Genomic DNA, 16,482 nt, shown 5'->3' on the forward strand with positions numbered 1-16,482 from the left:
GATCTATTCCTCGTCCTTGGTGGTTTTGCCGACAGGCGCGTTGGCGAATTTGAACATGTAGGAGAAATCGGCCTTGTAGGGACTTTTGACCGGTGTCGCCATGGAGTGGCAATTCATGCAGCTGCTGTTGGGCTGGATGTAGCTCTCCATGGTGACGTTGGCCGAGAGCGACGGGGTCGGCTGGCCCAGTGGATTGCTGGGGTTGTCCGGCATCAGCGGGCGCTGGGTGGTGATGAGTTGGTAGTACTTCAGCACGCTTCTTTGCAGGCCCGGGTCGGTGCGGTAATTGGTGTTGACGGCGTTGGTGATCTCGGCAATCGGGGTGACCCGGTTCAGCGGGTTCGGGGTCTGGAACGTGGTGCCGGGCTTGGGCACGCAGACCAGTTTTGTACCCTGAGTCTGCCAGTCGCAGGGTGACTGGTTGAGGGTGATGGCCGGGGCCGCGGGGTTGAAGTAGGAGTAGGTCATGCCGGCTGTTGGCTGATCGACCCATTGGCCATGCACCAACTCCTTGGGCGGAACGTTATCGATCTGCTCGAAGGTCGACCAGATCCACTGCGGATAGCCGTTGACCTTGGTGATGATGTGCAGGCCCACCAGGCCCAGGTAGGCCTCGGTGACACCGCTGCGCTGGCCCTGGTCGTTGAACGTGGCCACGCGCGCCAGCATGGTCAGGTAGTGGCTGGCATTGTCGTTGGGGGTGAGGATGCGCCAGCTCGACTTGACCTCGATGACCCCATTGGGGAAGTTGATGTTATTGGCTTTGGAAACGACGTCGGCGTTATAGAAGTTGTTGTTGACGATGTAGTCGTAGGACGTCTCGTTGGCCGAGATGTCGTAGTAGGTCGGGTTACCTGCCTGGTCGATCAGCCAGCCGCCGACGGCCTGGTCGACGGCATTCACCTGGGTGCTGTTCTTCAGCGCGGCGATGTTGATGATGCCCAGGCTTTTGGCGGTCTGCGGGGTATTCCACGGGCCAGGATTGGCACCCCTCGGCAGAAAGATTTCCTCCACGGTCTTGTAGGTTTGCCAAACGGTGTAGCCGGGATCCCCAAGCTGTTTGGCGCAGTCGGGATCACCTCGTTGCCCATCCTGTGCGGGCCAGTTCAAAGCGATGAACATCTGCCAGCTGTATTGATCGAACTGGTCCTGACTGGCGGTGGCGACCGGCGCGGTGCTGGGGGGTTGGCAACTCAGGTTACTGGCCTGCGTCGACGGCATGGCCTGTTCTCGGGCCAGGGCCTGCTCCAGGATCAAGGCCGGCAGACTGGCCAGGCCCACTAACATCACGCAGAAACGGAATGTGGTTTTCATGGCGATCCTTCGTCGTTATTCAGGGTTTGCGTTGCATGAGCTTGTTCCACTGCGCCTTTTGGCCGTTGCTCTGTGACGCCGGTGGCTCGAACAATTGGCAGGGCGGCGGATTCGCCGGGCACATGGCGGCCACTTGCGCCCAGGTCTGGGCCGGGTCCGGTTTGGCGATGCGGAAGTTGGTGTAGTTCTGGCTGACGATGGGGGCGTTGGCGACGCTGGCATCACCGGAGAAATAGAACGATTGCGGATGCCGGTAGGGCGGTTGTCCCGTGACGTTCTTGTAGAAGGCGTAGCCGAACAGGATCGGGCCTTGTGGCGAGTCGACATCCAGGGCATAGGCTTGCACGCTGCCATTGAGGTTCTGGCTGCGCGCGGCACTGTAGGGCAGGTGCTTGATGAAATCCTGCCGTGGTGGGTGGTTCATCGGCGAGAACATGCAGCAGGCCGGCATGTCCTTGGGACGGTCCTGGGGATAGGTCAGGAAGTAGGCCTTGTTGCCCAGCGACACGAAGGAGCAGGTGTAGTTGTTGTTCTTGATCGGGAAGATCGGCAGGCAGTATTTCTCGTAGTGTTCCATCATCGCGCCGAAGCCGTCGCCATCCGGCGGGATGTAGGCGGTGTCGTAGTAACTGGTGCCGCGAGAGACGGTGTAGTCCGCCGGGGTCAGGGTGGTGGGTGGATTGCTGTAGGGCGGCGGGTTTTTCTCGTAGTTGTGCATCACCCGGTACATGGTCCAGTCGCTGATCCAGTAGGCCGGGAAAAACGGATCGGAAGGCTCGCCCGGTGCTCGTGTTGCGATGCAATTACCGTTCTGTTCATTGCACCCCTCGGTGTTGTGCACCCCCATGGTGAAGTACACGGCACCGCTGTCTGCCTGGGCGAATAGAGCCGGGATGAGTAGCAGGGTCAACAGCAACAGCCGGTTCAAAATGCTGGCTTTCATATGACACTCCTGTGAAGTGCCGGGTGACAGACTCGTCACCCGGTGGTCCTGCTTGAGCGTTGTAGTTTTAGCCTTGTTCGTAGTCGCTCATGCTGAGCGGGATGGGCGGGTAATTGCGTTTCACCAGGGACTGCGCCCACAGCTCCAGTACGGCGCGTCGGCTTTGTGACATGTCGCGGGTGATGGGCATGGCGAGTGTGCTTTCCTCCTGGTACTCCTTGCTGATCAGCACAATCAGTTGGTCGATGGCGCCTTCAACTCGTGCCTGGGAGTTGAGCGGCATGAACTTGTTCATGATCGGGTACAGGTAATAGAAGGTCTGCAAGATGCGTGGGTAGATGAAGTTCTCCCACAACAGCGTCGCGGCGTTCTGACGCGTGCAGATGGAGTTCCAGTAGGTGATGAAGTCCTGTTGCAACTGAGGATCCAGTGGCAGGACGCGCATCGGGGCGAGGAAGTCTGTGTAGGCCTGGGTGTAGTTGAAACTGAAGGGGACGGCCGGGTTGTTGTGATCTTCCTGCACGAAGAACCGCAGAGTGGGAAAACCCGGGGCTCGAGCACTCACGCCCAGTTGGGCAATGCCGCTGGCGTTGGTGGTGATCTTTGCAACAGAGTAATTGACGATGCTGTTCTGAGCATCGCGCAGCGTCCCGGTTCGGGAGATGGCTGAGTCGAATGTCAGGCAAGGGCGCAAATTGACCGCGACTGGTTTGCCCAAGTCATGCAGGAACTGCTGATAATTTACCGGTATTCCCGAAGGCCCGGCATTCGACGTATCCACGGCCTGTAGGGCGATGAGTCCACGGCCGCTACCGGTAGCCAGGTGGCTTGATATCGCGAGCATGTCGTTGAATTGCGGCAGATTGGGCTTGTTCAATGTACGGTCTGCCGGATGGTCGTAGAACAGTGTGAAGTCGGCCGGATTACTGAATGCCAGATAGTAGTTGCTGGTGGTCACCGAGAAGGGGTTGCCATACTCCGCCACCCACAGCACGGTGTTGGCCGCTGGCTTGCCATCCTTTTGCACCATGATTTGCAGCGTCTTGTGATCACCCACGTCGATGAAACTGCCGCTTTCTATCACTTCGGCGGTCCACATCTGCTGAGTGGAAGCGATCTGGGGCGTTTGTGTGCCCTGTAGCTGCAGCTCCAGAGGGCCGGCCTGCAGGGTCGCCTTGTCTGCGTCGTTGAGCGTGAAGTCCAGAAGGCCGGAACGTTTGTCGAAGGCAGCTTGTCGATACTGCTCGAAACCGAAGTTGATCACCGGGTTGAACTGTCCATCCTTGCGTACGCCCAGTAGATAGTTGCCGGCATGGAATTTTTCGGCCGTCGGGATCGGGGCGTTGGAGTCCACTGGATAGAACGGAAAAGTGTTGCCCAGATCCAGCGACAGGGTGTTGCCGGTAATCTGGGCCGACATCACACCCAGTGTGATGCTTGTGGCATCGACAGGCTGGTTTGTTTTGAAAACAGGTACCGGATTGGCAGATACCAGGCGCCGGCCGGCGGGTGCGGTGGGGTATTCGTCGGCAAACCAGAGACCCAAGGTCGCTGCGGTGCGGCTGTAGGCGGGGTTGAAGAATATATCGGAAACGTTGTCCAGGCCCTTCTGATACATCGCTTGCACTTTGGCCATGTCCGCGGCTGTCGTGGAGTGGGTATTGATCGGCGGGAAATCGTTGAAAATGCCGTTCTTGTCATAGTAGGTCAGGTAGGTGGAAAACCTGAACATCAAGCCACGAGCTCCTTGTTGCTTCATCTGCTGTTGAAGCTGACTCAGCAGCGCGGAGTTGCCGATAACCCATTCCAGGTTTTCCTGAGGAAAGCAGGTCTGCCAGGTGGTGGTGACATACTTCAGACCACCGAGGGCCCCCCAATTGAAGTTCAGGAATCGATCCAGCATCCGGTATTGCCGATTGAGGGTCAGGCCGCATTTATCATCCCCCAACATCAGCTTGTCGAAATACAACGCGGTGAAGGTGTTCTGCCACGGGCTGATGTCCACGAAGCGCGCGGCAGTAGGACTGGCGCTGCCAAAGGGGTTACCGAGCAATTGGTAGTTCTTGCCGACCAGCGCATCCTGGGCGATGTAGTTGTTGGCCTGCAGCTCGCCGCCGATGACCACGGAGCGGATATCGTCGTAGCTCACCGTGCCGCAGGCATTGTCGCCAAACAGATCCCATTCTGCGGGAATGTAGGGGGTCGGACTGCCATTGGTCGGCACCATCGACACATAGTCCGGGACGTTGTTCACGGGACTGATGACCCAGGGCATCAGCTTGTTGGGGGCGTTCTGGCGCGTGATGTCGTAGAAGTTCACAAACGGCCAGTTAATATCCATGTTGACCGCGTCATAGAGTGGAAACACATCGTTGTTGTTGGCTGTTGGCGGGTTCCAGAACATGTGGCCGTTGAGGTAGATACGGGGGAAATTCAATACGCTCATGTCATGCTCCTTAGCGTTGCCACTGGGCGTGTTTCAACGACCAGACAAAATCCAGTTTGTTGTAACCGGCGAAAGCCGAGTTCGGCAGCGGGGTGGTGGGGTAGACAATGCCGCCCTGTTCTTTCAGGGCGAAATTGAAGTAACCCTTTTGGTTCGAGTAGGCGGCGGTGCCGTGGCAGGCCAGGCAGGATGAGGTGTTCTGGAAGGCCGATTCCAGCTGGGAGTTGGCCAGCACCTGAGTGATGGGCTGGAATTCCACCCCGATCAGTTCGTACTTCGACAGGGAGGGATTAGCGGCCTGAAAGCTGGTATTGACCGATTGGGCAGCCGGTGTCGGTCCTGTGGTGTTGGTCATCGGGGTGGCCGGTACGGCATTGGTCACGGTGTACTTGCTGTTGTTGATGTTTTCGAAGGTGGTCCAGACCCAGTTGGCGTTCAGCTTGTTGACGACGTGTAAGCCGCTTAATGCTGCATAGCCGACCTTGTATTGACCGTTTTTCAGGTAATAGGCCTGGGCGATGTAGTAACCGTCTTTCTCCAGTTTCTGTTTGTAGGTCGCGTCGGAGCCGATCCACAGCCAGGAGGATTTCAGCTCCCAGGCAATGGGCGGAAACTCCAGATTGCTGGTCAGGGCGGCCTGGCCGTTCATGTTGTAGACCTGCTTCTGCACGATGTAATCGAACGTGCCCTGGCCCATCAGCAGCTGAAAGCGTACAGGGTTGCCTTTTTCTGTTGAGGGCACTGCGCCGCCCATCTGCAGAATCAAGCCATCGACCTGTTGGGTGGCATTGAGGTTATGGAAGGTTCGGGACATATCCATTCCTAGCGCCTTGGCCTGTGTAAGCACCGCGTTCGGCGGCGGCACAGCCGTGCCATAGGGGGCGGGCTTGGCGCCGTTGGGCAGGTAGACCTGATCGGAAGGCTTCATGGATTCCCACTCGCGGTTGGGGCTCCCCGCGGCAGCGGGCTGGTTCAGGCAGACGAACCAGTTCCAGGCCATGGTCTCGGGGCTCTGCGCAAACGCGGCCCGGGTCTTGTCGACGTCTCCTCCAAATTGCAGAAAGTTGCTGCAGTCAAAGGTGTTTGTGCTCTGAGCCTGAGCCAAACCGGCCAGGGCACTCAGAACTGTTATAGAAATGGCTCGCCGCATGGAAGCTCCTTGGCATTGGCCGGGTCGGTGTGTGAATGCCCCAGGAAGTGTTCCAGGAGCAGTTGCTTCACGGCCGTGGCCGCAAGACGCTGCGGCAACGGCAGATCGCAATTGGTGATGAGCAGCGGGCCGGTGTTCTCGCTGTCGGGCAGGCGGCCATGGCTGCCACGGACCAGACGGGTGTCCAGCGGAATCAGGTCCATGTAGTAGCGAAAGCCGAGCTTCTTCTGCAGCAGGCGGCGCGCCACTTTCAATTTCGGGAAGCGAATGGCCGGGTCGATGAACAGTTCCAGCGGGTCGTAGCCGGGCTTGCGATGGATGTCCACGGTGCGGGCAAAGTCAGGTGCCTTGTGATCGTCGAACCAGTAGTAGTAATCGAACCAGTAACCCGGCGCGGCCACGGTCACCAGCTCGCCGCTGCGCGGATGATCCAGTTGCCAGGCCCGTTGTTCGGCTTTATCCAGCACCTGCTCGATGCCGGGCTGGCGCTGCAGCAGCGCTTTGACGCGAGGAATGTCTTGCGCCTGTTTCACGTAGATGTGCGCGATCTGATGATCGGCCACGGCAAAGGCCGCGCTGGCGCCGGGGTCGAGCAACTCCCAGGTCAGCGATTGGCGCACCTGCAACAAGCCTTCCGAGCGCAACAGCCGGTTAATCGATATGGATTGCTGTACCGCTTCGATCCCGTACTCGGACAACAGCATCACCGCCGCGCCTTGCTCCTGGGCAAAGGCCAGCAGGCGACCTACTTCACTGTCGATGGCCCGCACCTCGTCGGCAATCGACGGATGATCAGGGCCCAGTCGCTGCAGGCAATAGTCGAGATGCGGCAGGTAGACCAACTGCAGGTCCGGTCGATCGAGCTGGAATTCGGCGATGGCGCAGTCGACGATCCAGCGGCTCGATGCGATGCCGGCCGCCGGACCCCAGAAACCCGGAAACGGAAATTCACCGATCTGCTGCTCGATACGCTCATGCAATGAGGCCGGTGACGAATACAGGCCGAACATCTTGCGGCCATCGGCCGGGTAGTGCGGGCGTGGGGTGATGGCCGCATCCACGTCCGCATACATGTTGTACCACCAGAACAACTGGCTGCAGCGGAACCCGGGGAGCTCACGCTTGAGCGCCTGCCAGACCTTTTCGCCCTGGATCAGTGCGTTGGGTTGCAGCCAGAAACGCACTTCGGCCTGGTCGCGAAAATACCAGCCATTGCCGACGATGCCGTGTTCCGACGGCGACAGGCCGGTGAGAATCGACGCCTGCACCGTCGATGTGACGGCCGGAAACACTGGTTGCAGGCTGGCCATTTTTGCGGTTTTCAGCAGGGCATTGATGTGCGGCGTTGCCGGCCCCAGCAGCGCGGGGGTCAGCCCGACCACGTTGATCAGCAGCAGCGGTTGACGCGGGTGATCAGAGGGCATCGGCGTACGCCTCCCGCACTTGGGGTTGTAGCAATTGACGCTGGCGCAGTTGTTCTTCGACCCAGTGCAGTTCTGCGGCGATTCCCTGCAGTTGGGCGTGCTCGGTGTTGGGCCGCAGTTGCGCGGGCAGGACGCCCCAGCTGTAGGTTTCCACTTCCAGCACGGGACGAAAATCCCCATGGTCTGCGAGAAAGTCGAAAGTCTGCGACAGCGCGATCTGGCTGCCGCTGAGCTCAGGCAGCAGCAAGTGTTCGCTGAACAGCGGGATGTGGAAATGAATCCGCAGTTCGGGGTACTGCCCCAGGTTATTGGCGCAATCGTCGAGGGCGGCGGGCAGGTCGGCCCAGCCCGATAACCGCGCCTGTGCATCGCGGGCTTTGACTTGATGCAGGTAGGTGGTTTCGGCGAAGTCGCTCAAGGTCTTGAGCACGTGTTCGCGCCGGTTGTGGTCTTCAGCGGGCAGGCGACAAATCAGCGCGTTGGACAGCTGGATCTTGCCGACAGGCACCCGGGCCTGGCGCAGCTTTTCCAGCGACTGATAGCAGTGTTCGAAAACCACGGCCTGGTGGCAGACATCAAAACACAGCGCCAGATAGTCATGGTGCGGGTCGCTGGCTTGGTAGCGGTGGAAGAAGGCGATGGCCTGGTCGGTGTTTTCCAGCACGCAGTCCGGCTCCATCTCCAGGCAGAACACGATCTTCTTGCCCGTCTCCCGATGCAGCCTGGCCAGTGAAGCCGTGAGTTGGCGCAGCAGATGTTCGGCACGCTGCTGTCGCCGCGGGTTCCAGTCGGCGGCATAGCCCAGCGGTACGGTGGAAATCACGCCTTGGGGGCAATCCGACGGCAGGGCGTGTGCCAGGATTCGGGCCAGATTCAGGCTGTACGCCAGCCGTTTCGGATCAGTCCAGTTGGGCAAATAGACGTCGGCTTTCACCGCGCCTTGATGAAATTGGCCATAGGGAAAGCCGTTAAGTGAAGTCAGCCGCAGCCCGCTGCGTTGCAGCAGGCTGAGGAAGTCCGCGCGAGCTGACGCCTGCTGTAGTTCGGCTGCGGCGAGGGCGCTGATCCACAGCCCACTGTCTTGCTCGTTCAGGCCGCGCAGGGTACGCACACCCCGGAAATGCCATTCGATGGATGACCGTAGCCCCGCCAGGTCACGGGTCGGGTGCACATTGCTGCAATAACCGACCTGCGCGGCAGCCCAACCCGTGCCGGCACTCATTTGATCACCGGTTCCTGGCCACGCAGGGCAGAGTTGTCCTGCCACTGCCGACGCTGGTCGATGGGCAGCGGGGTGCTGACCAGGGACTTGTCCAGTTGGCCGCTTTGAGCAAAAAAGTCCACGGGGTTGTGGAACAGCACCTGTTCGACCTGGCTTTCGCTGAAGCCGGCAGCCAGCATCGCTTCACCCGTTTTCGGCACCTTGAGCGGGTCGCTGATGCCCCAGTCGGCGGCGCTGTTGACCACCATTTTCTCGGTGCCGTACTCCTGCAACAGGGCGACCATGCGCTGTTCCGACATCTTGGTGTTGGGGTAGATCGAATGGCCGCGCCAGCAGTCGCTGTCCAGCACCAGCGGCAGGGTCAGTTCGTTGAGGTGGTCGATGATCACCAGGTGCTCGGCAATCCCGACTTCGCGAATCACTGCCAGGGTGCGTTTGGTGCCACCGATCTTGTCGCGGTGCGGGGTGTGCACCAGCACCGGCAAATTGAATTGTCTGGCCAGCTCCAGCTGAGCGGCGAGGAAGCGATCTTCCTCCGGGGTGATGTCGTCGTAACCGATTTCGCCGACCGCCACGACGCCGTCTTTCACCAGGTAGCGCGGCAGAATCTCCAGCACTTCATTGGCCACCGACAGGTCATTGGCCTCCTTGGGGTTGAGGCCGATGGTGCAGAAATGATGAATGCCGAACATGCTGGCGCGAAAGCGCTCCCAGCCCAACAGAGTGTCGAAATAGTCGATGAAACTGCCGACGCTGGTCCTGGCCTGACCCTGCCAGAAGGCCGGTTCGATCACCCCGGTGATGCCGGCGGCGGCCATGTTCTGGTAGTCATCGGTGGTGCGGCTGACCATATGAATATGCGGGTCGAAGTACTTGAGCATGGTAAATCCTCGTCAAGGAAAAGGAGTCGTTGAGTGTCAGTTCTGTGAGGTGCCGGCCAGGTGCTCATGCCATTCCGGTGGTAAGCGTTGCTGCTGATTCAGGCCGGCCAGGCGCTGGTGTTGCGCCGGGCTGAGCAGGTCGAAGGCAATCACTCGGGGCAGCCCGGCGGACACCGTTCGTTCGGCGGCGAGCTGTTCGTCCAGCAGGTCGAGGGCCAGCTGGTTGAGGGTGACGCTGTGTCGTTGGGTCAGGCCGATCAGGCGTCGTATATCGAGCCCCATGCCCAGCGCCTTCAGCACCAATTGATGGAAGGCCCGTTCGCTGTAATGGCGCGATGGATAAAGGGTGTCGAGCGCGAGGGCGGCGAACACCTGGCTGTTACTGGTACGCCCGGCCTGCAGCGCCAGTTCCACGCAAAGCCCGCGACTGTCGAGCCAGTCGAGGGCCTTCAGGGTGGCGATTTTTTCTTGATCGTCACCCCACAGGAACAGTTGGCGCAGCAACGGCAGTTGCCCTGCGAGGGGCTGTTGCTCCAGGACCTGAGCCAGCAACAATGCCCGCGCCAGTTGGACACTGCTCCAGTCGGGACTGTGGGGCAGCGATTGCTCCTTGAGGTTGCGCTTGCACTGGCTGCTCAACAGCGCCGCGGTATTGCCGTCCGGGCGTTGGGCAAGCTGCTCCTGGGCCTGGCGCCACCACTGCAGCTCGGTGTCATCGAGCTGTTGGGTGAGGGCCTGGTGTTGTTCGGCGAGGCAGTCGTGGCGTATTTCGAGAGCCGCCGATGGCGATGCAGTGACGTCCATGTTCATGTCGGTTTGATCCAGCGCTGGAAGTGTGGAAGCAGGAAAAACACCAGAACGCATAACAGGCTGCCCAGCGGCTGGTTGGCCACAGCCAGCACCAGGGCATCAAACAGTGGCAGAGCCGCCAGGCCAGCGCCGATAAAGGCACGGACTTGCCGTTGCTGCGGGTTGGCCAAGTGGTGCCAGTAATGCCAGCCCAGCCAGCCAAGCCAGAGCAGTAGCACCGGCCAGAACCAGACGTTGTCGGAATAGATCGCCAGCGCCAGCGGGCTCAACATCAGCAGTAGCGGCAGGCGGCTGAGCAACTGGTTGTTGTGTTCCTGACGAGCCAGGTAGGTCAGGCCGCTGATGTAGACGCCAAGCAACATGGCGCACAGCCAGATCGGCTCCGGCGGCACCGCCAGGCTGGCCGCCGCCGTCAGGTAGAGGGCCGAGCGGCAGGCGCCCATCAGCCAGACGCTGTGGGCGTATTTCTTGTGCAGCACGTTGTAGCCGAGGATGCAGCCCACCAGCAGGGTGGCGCTTCCCAGCAACCAGTGCGGTTGATCGATCAACCGGCTCAGGCCCAGTACCGAGGCCGCAGCCAGTATCAGCAACAGCGCAGTAGCCAGCCCCACTTGCTGGCGGCTGACCAGGCCCAACGTGATCGGGCGCGGGTTGTGGTGCTGTTGGTCCCAGTCGGCGTCCAGCAGGTCGTTCAATAACATGCCGGCCAGATACAGCAACGACAGCGCGGCCAACAGCAGGATCCACACCAGCGACGACGGCGGCGCCAGGGCACCGGCGCTGCTGGCGAGCAGGGCGGCGGCCAAGGTGTTGGTCCACACGGTGGGCAGGTTGGATACCCGGCCGAGGGTCATCCAGGTTTTCAGGTTCAGCGGTGTCTGGCTCATTGCGCGCAGCCCTCGCTGAGGGTGAGCGCTGGATCGATGCGGGTCGACAGCCGTTGCAGCGCCTGTTCCATCCGCGCGGCATCGATCTCGTGCAGGTCCACCGACTCGCCGATCCGGCTGAGCATGGGGATGGAGAGTTGCCCGCCCAGGTGCTGGCGGAATTCCTCCAGACCGAGCAGAACCAGCGAGCGTCCCTGTGCATCTTTCAAGGTCAGTTCCGGCGGGCTCAGGCTGAAGCCGAGCTTGAGCAACAGGTTCAGCAGCCGTTCGGTGTCGGCATCGCTCAACAACCCCAGGGCATTGGCATAGAGCCCATCCAGGGCCATGCCCACCGCCACGGCTTCACCATGGCGCAGTCGGTGCTGGCTGAGGTTTTCCAGTTTGTGCGCGGCCCAATGCCCGTAATCCAGTGGCCGTCCGTTACCGCGCTCGAAGGGGTCGCCGGCACCGGTGATGTGTGCCAGGTGCAGTTCGGCGCAGCGGCGAATGGCATAGCGGCTGGCCGAGTGATCGAAGTGGGCGAGGGCGTCGGCCTGTTGTTCCATCCATTGGAAGAAGGCCTGGTCTTTGATCAGCGCCACTTTTACCGCCTCGGCCAGCCCGGCGATCTGGTCGCGGCGAGTCAGGCTGGTCAGCAGCTGGAAGTCGTTGATTACCGCGGTGGCGGGGTAGAAGGCGCCCAGCAGGTTCTTCTGGCCGAAGGCATTGATGCCGTTTTTCACTCCGATGCCCGCGTCGTTCTGCGCCAGCACGGTGCTCGGGATGCGGATCAGGCGAATGCCACGGTGGAAGGTGGCGCAGGCGTAGCCCACCGCATCCAGCACCGCACCGCCGCCCAGGGCCAGCACATAGCAATGCCGGTCCAGCCCATGCTGCAGCATATCGGTGTAAAGCTGCTGCAACACCTGTGAATCCTTGCTCAGTTCGCCGGCCGGCACTGCAATCGGCGCGGCCTGCAAATGCAGGTCCGCCGCATGGGCGGCAAAGTAGGCGTCGATCTGTTCCAGCAGGTGCGGGGCGCTTTGCAGCAGTTGTTCATCGGCGAACACCAGCACCGTCACCGGGCCCCGGTGCTGTGGGGTGAGTCGTGCGGTGAGCTGGCGGTGCAGACACGGATTGGACGGCTCGAACAGGTGATCGGTGAACACCACCGGGTAGTCGTAACGGACCTCGAAACGCCCGTGCAGGGAATGCTCGGCGTTTTGCTTGCGCAAGGTTTTGAACAGGCTGTACCCGGCGATAAACAGCCCGGGCAACACCATGCTGGCGAGCAGGGTCACCAGCAGCGCGTTCTGCTCGACGAGGTAGATGCCGATGGCGCTGTAGGCCAGTGCCAGACCGGCATTGGCCAGGGTGGTCACTAACACGAACGCGGGCAGCGGATAACGTTGCATCCCGGCGGCCACCACCGAGGTTTCGGCCAATACCGGCACGCCGCGCAGGCAGATCAACGACAGCGTGCCCAGCTTGTACGCCAGTTGCCCCGGCTGGCGCTGATGCAGGCCCAGGCGGCCGGACAGCAGCCGAAAATAGCCCGCCCCCAGCGCATACCCCAGCCCGGCCCCCAGGCACAGCCCCACGAAAATCACCAGGTAGCCGCCAACAGCGCCGAGCATGGCCACGGCCAGCAGCGCGACCATGCTCGAAGGCACCGGCAGCACCACGTCCAGCGCGAGCAGGGCGATCAGCAGCAGGGCCAGGTTGAGTTTTTGGGTGGGAGTGGAAGGCTGGTACAAGTTGAGATGGGTCAGGAAGTCCTGGATCTGTTGTTCGAACAACAGAAAGCTGGCGATCACCAAGCCTGAGAAGCAAAGCAATGAAATCCAGAAATGACCGGCAGGCCCCCGTTGCGAGAACGCACGATACCCATGGCTGCGCTTCATCAAGCATCCCTCTTTATTTTTATGACTGATTCCGTGTCAGTAATTAAAAGCAGCGTCTGGTTGGTTTTAGATCAATAGATTCTCTCGCCTGAGGGGCTGGTTTATGTACGGTTTGGTTACGCCTGTAGAGATAGTTCTGAACTTAGACGGTCGTGGTGTTTTTGCAAGGCGGCCTGATGGCGATCTGACTTTTTTCACCTGCGTGAACGCGACCCGTAGCAGCTGCCGAGCCTGCGAGGCTGCGTTCGGCGGCGCAGCCGTCGTGAATCCGGCTGACGTGGTTTGCCTGATGCACCGCGAGTTCTGGTTTTACGACTGCTGCGCAGCCGAACGCAGCCTCGCGAGCTCGACAGCTGCTACAAAAAAGCGCGTCGCGGCTATCGATGCATCTGAGTCGATGTTAAAAAATGTTATTTTAAAAAAATACTTCACATAATCTGTTCATTGATGGATTATCTGCTCAACCAGTGCCAAGCGATCGTAGCTGCCACTGTATTGGGCGATCCGCTGGCCATGCCGCCGGTGCCCATCTCTACATCGCGGCCCGCCGCCTGCGCTTTACCGGCGTGGAACAGGCCGTTGCTTCCCTCAGGAGTACCCCATGAATAACAAGAATGTCGGTGTTGTCGGTCTGGGCGCGATGGGGTTGGGCATTGCCCGCTCACTGTTGCGCAGTGGTTTCAATGTGCATGCCTGTGATGTGCGTGCGCAGGTGACTGAACAGTTTGCTGGGGAGGGCGGTGTGGCGTGCTCTTCGCCCGCGCAAATGGCCGCGGCGTGCGACGTGATCATTACCGTGGTGGTGAACGCCGAGCAGACCGAAACCGTATTGTTTGGCGAGGGTGGTGCCGTCGCTGCGTTGCGCCCTGGCAGCCTGGTGATCGGTTGCGCCACCGTGGCCCCGACCTACGCTGTCGACCTGGGTCAGCGCCTGACCGCCCAGGGCTTGCTGTATCTGGACGCCCCGATCTCCGGTGGCGCAGCCAAGGCGGCTGCCGGTGAAATGACCATGATGACGTCCGGCCCGGCCGACGCTTACGCCAAGGCCGAAGCCGTCCTGGCAGGCATGGCCGGCAAGGTCTATCGCCTGGGCGACAGCCATGGCCTGGGCTCCAAGGTCAAGATCATCAACCAGCTGCTCGCCGGGGTGCACATCGCTGCCTCTGCCGAAGCCATGGCGCTGGGCCTGCGTGAAGGGGTCGATGCCGACGCGCTTTATGAAGTGATCACCCACAGCGCCGGCAATTCCTGGATGTTCGAAAACCGCGTGCCGCACATTCTCAAGGCTGACTACACGCCGTTGTCCGCAGTGGATATTTTCGTCAAGGACCTGGGCCTGGTACTGGATACCGCACGGGCCAGCAAATTCCCGCTGCCGCTGTCGGCCACTGCCCACCAGATGTTCATGCAGGCTTCCAGTGCCGGCTTCGGGCGTGAGGATGATTCTGCGGTGATCAAGATTTTCCCCGGCATCGAGTTGCCGACTGCCAAGACCGAGCCGGTTTGAGGAACGCACCATGAGCACAACCCCTGCACGCCCATTGCTGGGCTGCATCGCCGACGATTTCACCGGTGCCACGGACCTGGCCAACATGCTGGTGCGCGGCGGTATGCGCACCGTGCAAAGCATCGGCATTCCGAGCAGCGAAGTGGCGGCCGGGCTCGATGCCGATGCGATCGTCATCGCCCTCAAGTCACGCACCATTCCAGTCGCCGAAGCGGTCGAGCAATCCCTTGCCGCGCTGGCCTGGTTGCGTGAGCAAGGCTGCGAGCAGATTTTCTTCAAGTACTGCTCGACGTTCGATTCCACCGCGGCCGGCAATATCGGCCAGGTCAGTGAAGCACTGCTGGCGGCGCTGGGCAGCGACTTCACCCTGGCGTGCCCGGCGTTCCCGGAGAATGGCCGGACGATCTTTCGCGGTCACTTGTTCGTCCAGGATCAACTGCTCAGCGAGTCGGGCATGCAGCATCACCCGCTGACGCCGATGACCGATGCCAACCTGGTGCGGGTGCTGCAGTCGCAGACCCGTCTGAACGTCGGCCTGTTGCGCTACGACACCATTGCCCAAGGCGCCGAAAAGGTACGCGGGCGCATCGCCGAACTGCGGGCTCAAGGTATCGGCATGGCGATTGCCGATGCCTTGTCGGACCAGGATCTGTACACCCTCGGCACCGCCTGTGCCGACTTGCCGTTGTTGACTGGCGGCTCGGGGCTGGCCCTGGGCTTGCCGGAAAACTTCCGTCGCGCCGGTAAATTGCGCGACCTCGATGCCTCGAAACTCCCGGCGGTGGCTGGCGGTGAAGTGGTGTTGGCCGGAAGCGCTTCGATCGCCACCAATGGCCAAGTCGCAGCCTGGCTAGAAGCCGGTCGACCCGCGCTGCGGATCGATCCGTTGGCCCTGGCGGCTGGCGAACCGGTGGTTGCCCAGGCCCTGGCCTTCGCCAAGAACAATGAACAACCCGTATTGATCTACGCCACCAGCGCACCGGACGAGGTCAAGGCAGTGCAACAGCAGCTCGGCGTCGAACAGGCCGGCAGTCTGGTGGAAAACGCCTTTGGCGAAATTGCTCAAGGCTTGCGTCAGAGCGGCGTGCGGCGCTTCGTGATCGCCGGCGGTGAAACTTCGGGCGCGGTGGTTCAGGCGCTGGGCGTACAACTGCTGCAAATTGGCGCGCAGATTGATCCGGGTGTGCCGGCAACCGTCAGCAGCACCGATGATCCTCTGGCCCTGGCGCTCAAATCGGGCAACTTCGGTGGTCGGGATTTCTTCAGCAAAGCGCTGAAGCAACTGGCCCAGACCGGAGGTGCGCAATGAGTAATGAAAACGCCCTGCGCGAAGAAATCTGCGACGTTGGCCGCAGCCTGTATGAGCGCGGTTACACCGTCGGCAGCGCCGGCAATATCAGCGCACGGCTGGACGATGGCTGGCTGATCACACCGACCGATGTCTGCCTCGGCCGCCTCGATCCGGCGGCCATCGCCAAGGTCAATCTGGCTGGCGAATGGGTGTCTGGCGACAAGCCGTCGAAGACATTGGCGTTGCATCGCCAGGTCTACGACCGCAACCCGAGTGTCGGTGGTGTGGTGCATACCCATTCCACTCATCTGGTGGCGTTGACGTTGGCAGGTGTCTGGCAGCCGAACGACATCCTGCCGCCATTGACGCCCTATCAGGTGATGAAAGTCGGGCATATCCCGTTGATCAGCTACCAGCGTCCCGGCTCGCCAAAGGTGGCCGAACAGGTCGCACAACTGGCCAACAGTGTTCGCGGCGTGATGCTCGAACGGCTGGGGCCGGTGGTCTGGGAGAGTTCGGTGTCCAGAGCCAGCTACGCCCTGGAGGAGCTCGAAGAAACCGCGCGGTTGTGGCTGATGAGCAATCCCAAGCCCGAACCGCTCGATCAGGCAGCACTGGACGAGCTGCGAGCGGCTTTCGGTGTGCACTGGTAGTGCGCTGAAGTTTTTTAACACGAAAGACCGATAAAGCAGGCCCCGTTCGGGAGACGCGCAACGGCTCCCGC

At 60.9% G+C, this 16,482-nt stretch carries 14 protein-coding genes; 4 read left to right on the top strand and 10 right to left on the bottom strand.

Annotation, left to right across the window (positions count from 1 at the left end; translation table 11 throughout):
- Window positions 1-3 precede the first annotated feature (3 nt).
- The 10 genes from LOY28_RS12780 to LOY28_RS12825 all read right to left on the bottom strand — a co-directional run bounded on the left by LOY28_RS12780 (window position 4) and on the right by LOY28_RS12825 (window position 12,960).
- A complete protein-coding gene (locus tag LOY28_RS12780) occupies window positions 4-1,314 on the bottom strand; it encodes a hypothetical protein (protein ID WP_258613984.1) in 1,311 nt (436 codons plus the stop codon).
- 19 nt (window positions 1,315-1,333) lie between these two features.
- Complete coding sequence (locus LOY28_RS12785; protein WP_138867414.1) at window positions 1,334-2,257, bottom strand: hypothetical protein; 924 nt, start codon at window positions 2,255-2,257, stop codon at window positions 1,334-1,336.
- Window positions 2,258-2,324: 67 nt separating this feature from the next.
- Window positions 2,325-4,703, bottom strand: coding sequence for a hypothetical protein (locus tag LOY28_RS12790; protein ID WP_258613985.1), 2,379 nt, complete (start codon window positions 4,701-4,703; stop codon window positions 2,325-2,327).
- 10 nt (window positions 4,704-4,713) lie between these two features.
- A complete protein-coding gene (locus LOY28_RS12795; RefSeq protein WP_019651677.1) occupies window positions 4,714-5,853 on the bottom strand; it encodes a hypothetical protein in 1,140 nt (379 codons plus the stop codon).
- Window positions 5,832-7,277, bottom strand: coding sequence for an alkaline phosphatase family protein (locus LOY28_RS12800; RefSeq protein ID WP_258613986.1), 1,446 nt, complete (start codon window positions 7,275-7,277; stop codon window positions 5,832-5,834). Before LOY28_RS12800 ends, LOY28_RS12795 begins: the two co-directional genes overlap by 22 nt.
- Window positions 7,267-8,499, bottom strand: coding sequence for a metabolite traffic protein EboE (gene eboE / locus LOY28_RS12805; protein ID WP_018928926.1), 1,233 nt, complete (start codon window positions 8,497-8,499; stop codon window positions 7,267-7,269). Before eboE ends, LOY28_RS12800 begins: the two co-directional genes overlap by 11 nt.
- Window positions 8,496-9,380 carry a TatD family hydrolase gene (locus LOY28_RS12810; RefSeq protein WP_111453178.1) on the bottom strand — a complete coding sequence of 295 codons (885 nt, stop codon included), beginning with the start codon at window positions 9,378-9,380 and terminating at the stop codon, window positions 8,496-8,498. Before LOY28_RS12810 ends, eboE begins: the two co-directional genes overlap by 4 nt.
- Window positions 9,381-9,416: 36 nt before the next feature.
- The gene (locus tag LOY28_RS12815; protein ID WP_258613988.1) at window positions 9,417-10,190 is read right to left on the bottom strand and encodes an EboA domain-containing protein; all 774 of its coding nucleotides are present in this window, start codon (window positions 10,188-10,190) and stop codon (window positions 9,417-9,419) included.
- Window positions 10,187-11,077 carry a UbiA family prenyltransferase gene (locus tag LOY28_RS12820; RefSeq protein WP_064617529.1) on the bottom strand — a complete coding sequence of 297 codons (891 nt, stop codon included), beginning with the start codon at window positions 11,075-11,077 and terminating at the stop codon, window positions 10,187-10,189. Before LOY28_RS12820 ends, LOY28_RS12815 begins: the two co-directional genes overlap by 4 nt.
- Window positions 11,074-12,960: a 3-dehydroquinate synthase gene (locus tag LOY28_RS12825; RefSeq protein WP_192350302.1), complete on the bottom strand. Its 1,887-nt coding sequence runs from the start codon at window positions 12,958-12,960 to the stop codon at window positions 11,074-11,076. The genes LOY28_RS12820 and LOY28_RS12825 overlap by 4 nt, the downstream gene beginning before the upstream one ends.
- Window positions 12,961-13,063: 103 nt before the next feature.
- Between LOY28_RS12825 and LOY28_RS12830 the strand changes: the two genes are divergently transcribed.
- The 4 genes from LOY28_RS12830 (at window position 13,064) to LOY28_RS12845 (ending at window position 16,411) form a co-directional block, all read left to right on the top strand.
- The gene (locus LOY28_RS12830; protein ID WP_018928931.1) at window positions 13,064-13,396 is read left to right on the top strand and encodes a hypothetical protein; all 333 of its coding nucleotides are present in this window, start codon (window positions 13,064-13,066) and stop codon (window positions 13,394-13,396) included.
- Window positions 13,397-13,561: 165 nt separating this feature from the next.
- Window positions 13,562-14,467, top strand: a complete 906-nt coding sequence (gene ltnD / locus LOY28_RS12835) for an L-threonate dehydrogenase (protein ID WP_018928932.1) — start codon at window positions 13,562-13,564, stop codon at window positions 14,465-14,467.
- Between the two features lie 10 nt (window positions 14,468-14,477).
- Window positions 14,478-15,776, top strand: a complete 1,299-nt coding sequence (gene otnK / locus LOY28_RS12840) for a 3-oxo-tetronate kinase (protein WP_258613995.1) — start codon at window positions 14,478-14,480, stop codon at window positions 15,774-15,776.
- Window positions 15,773-16,411: an aldolase gene (locus LOY28_RS12845; protein WP_192350308.1), complete on the top strand. Its 639-nt coding sequence runs from the start codon at window positions 15,773-15,775 to the stop codon at window positions 16,409-16,411. The genes otnK and LOY28_RS12845 overlap by 4 nt, the downstream gene beginning before the upstream one ends.
- The last annotated feature ends 71 nt before the right edge of the window (window positions 16,412-16,482 follow it).

This window comes from Pseudomonas sp. B21-017 (genome assembly GCF_024749245.1).
Lineage (GTDB): Bacteria > Pseudomonadota > Gammaproteobacteria > Pseudomonadales > Pseudomonadaceae > Aquipseudomonas.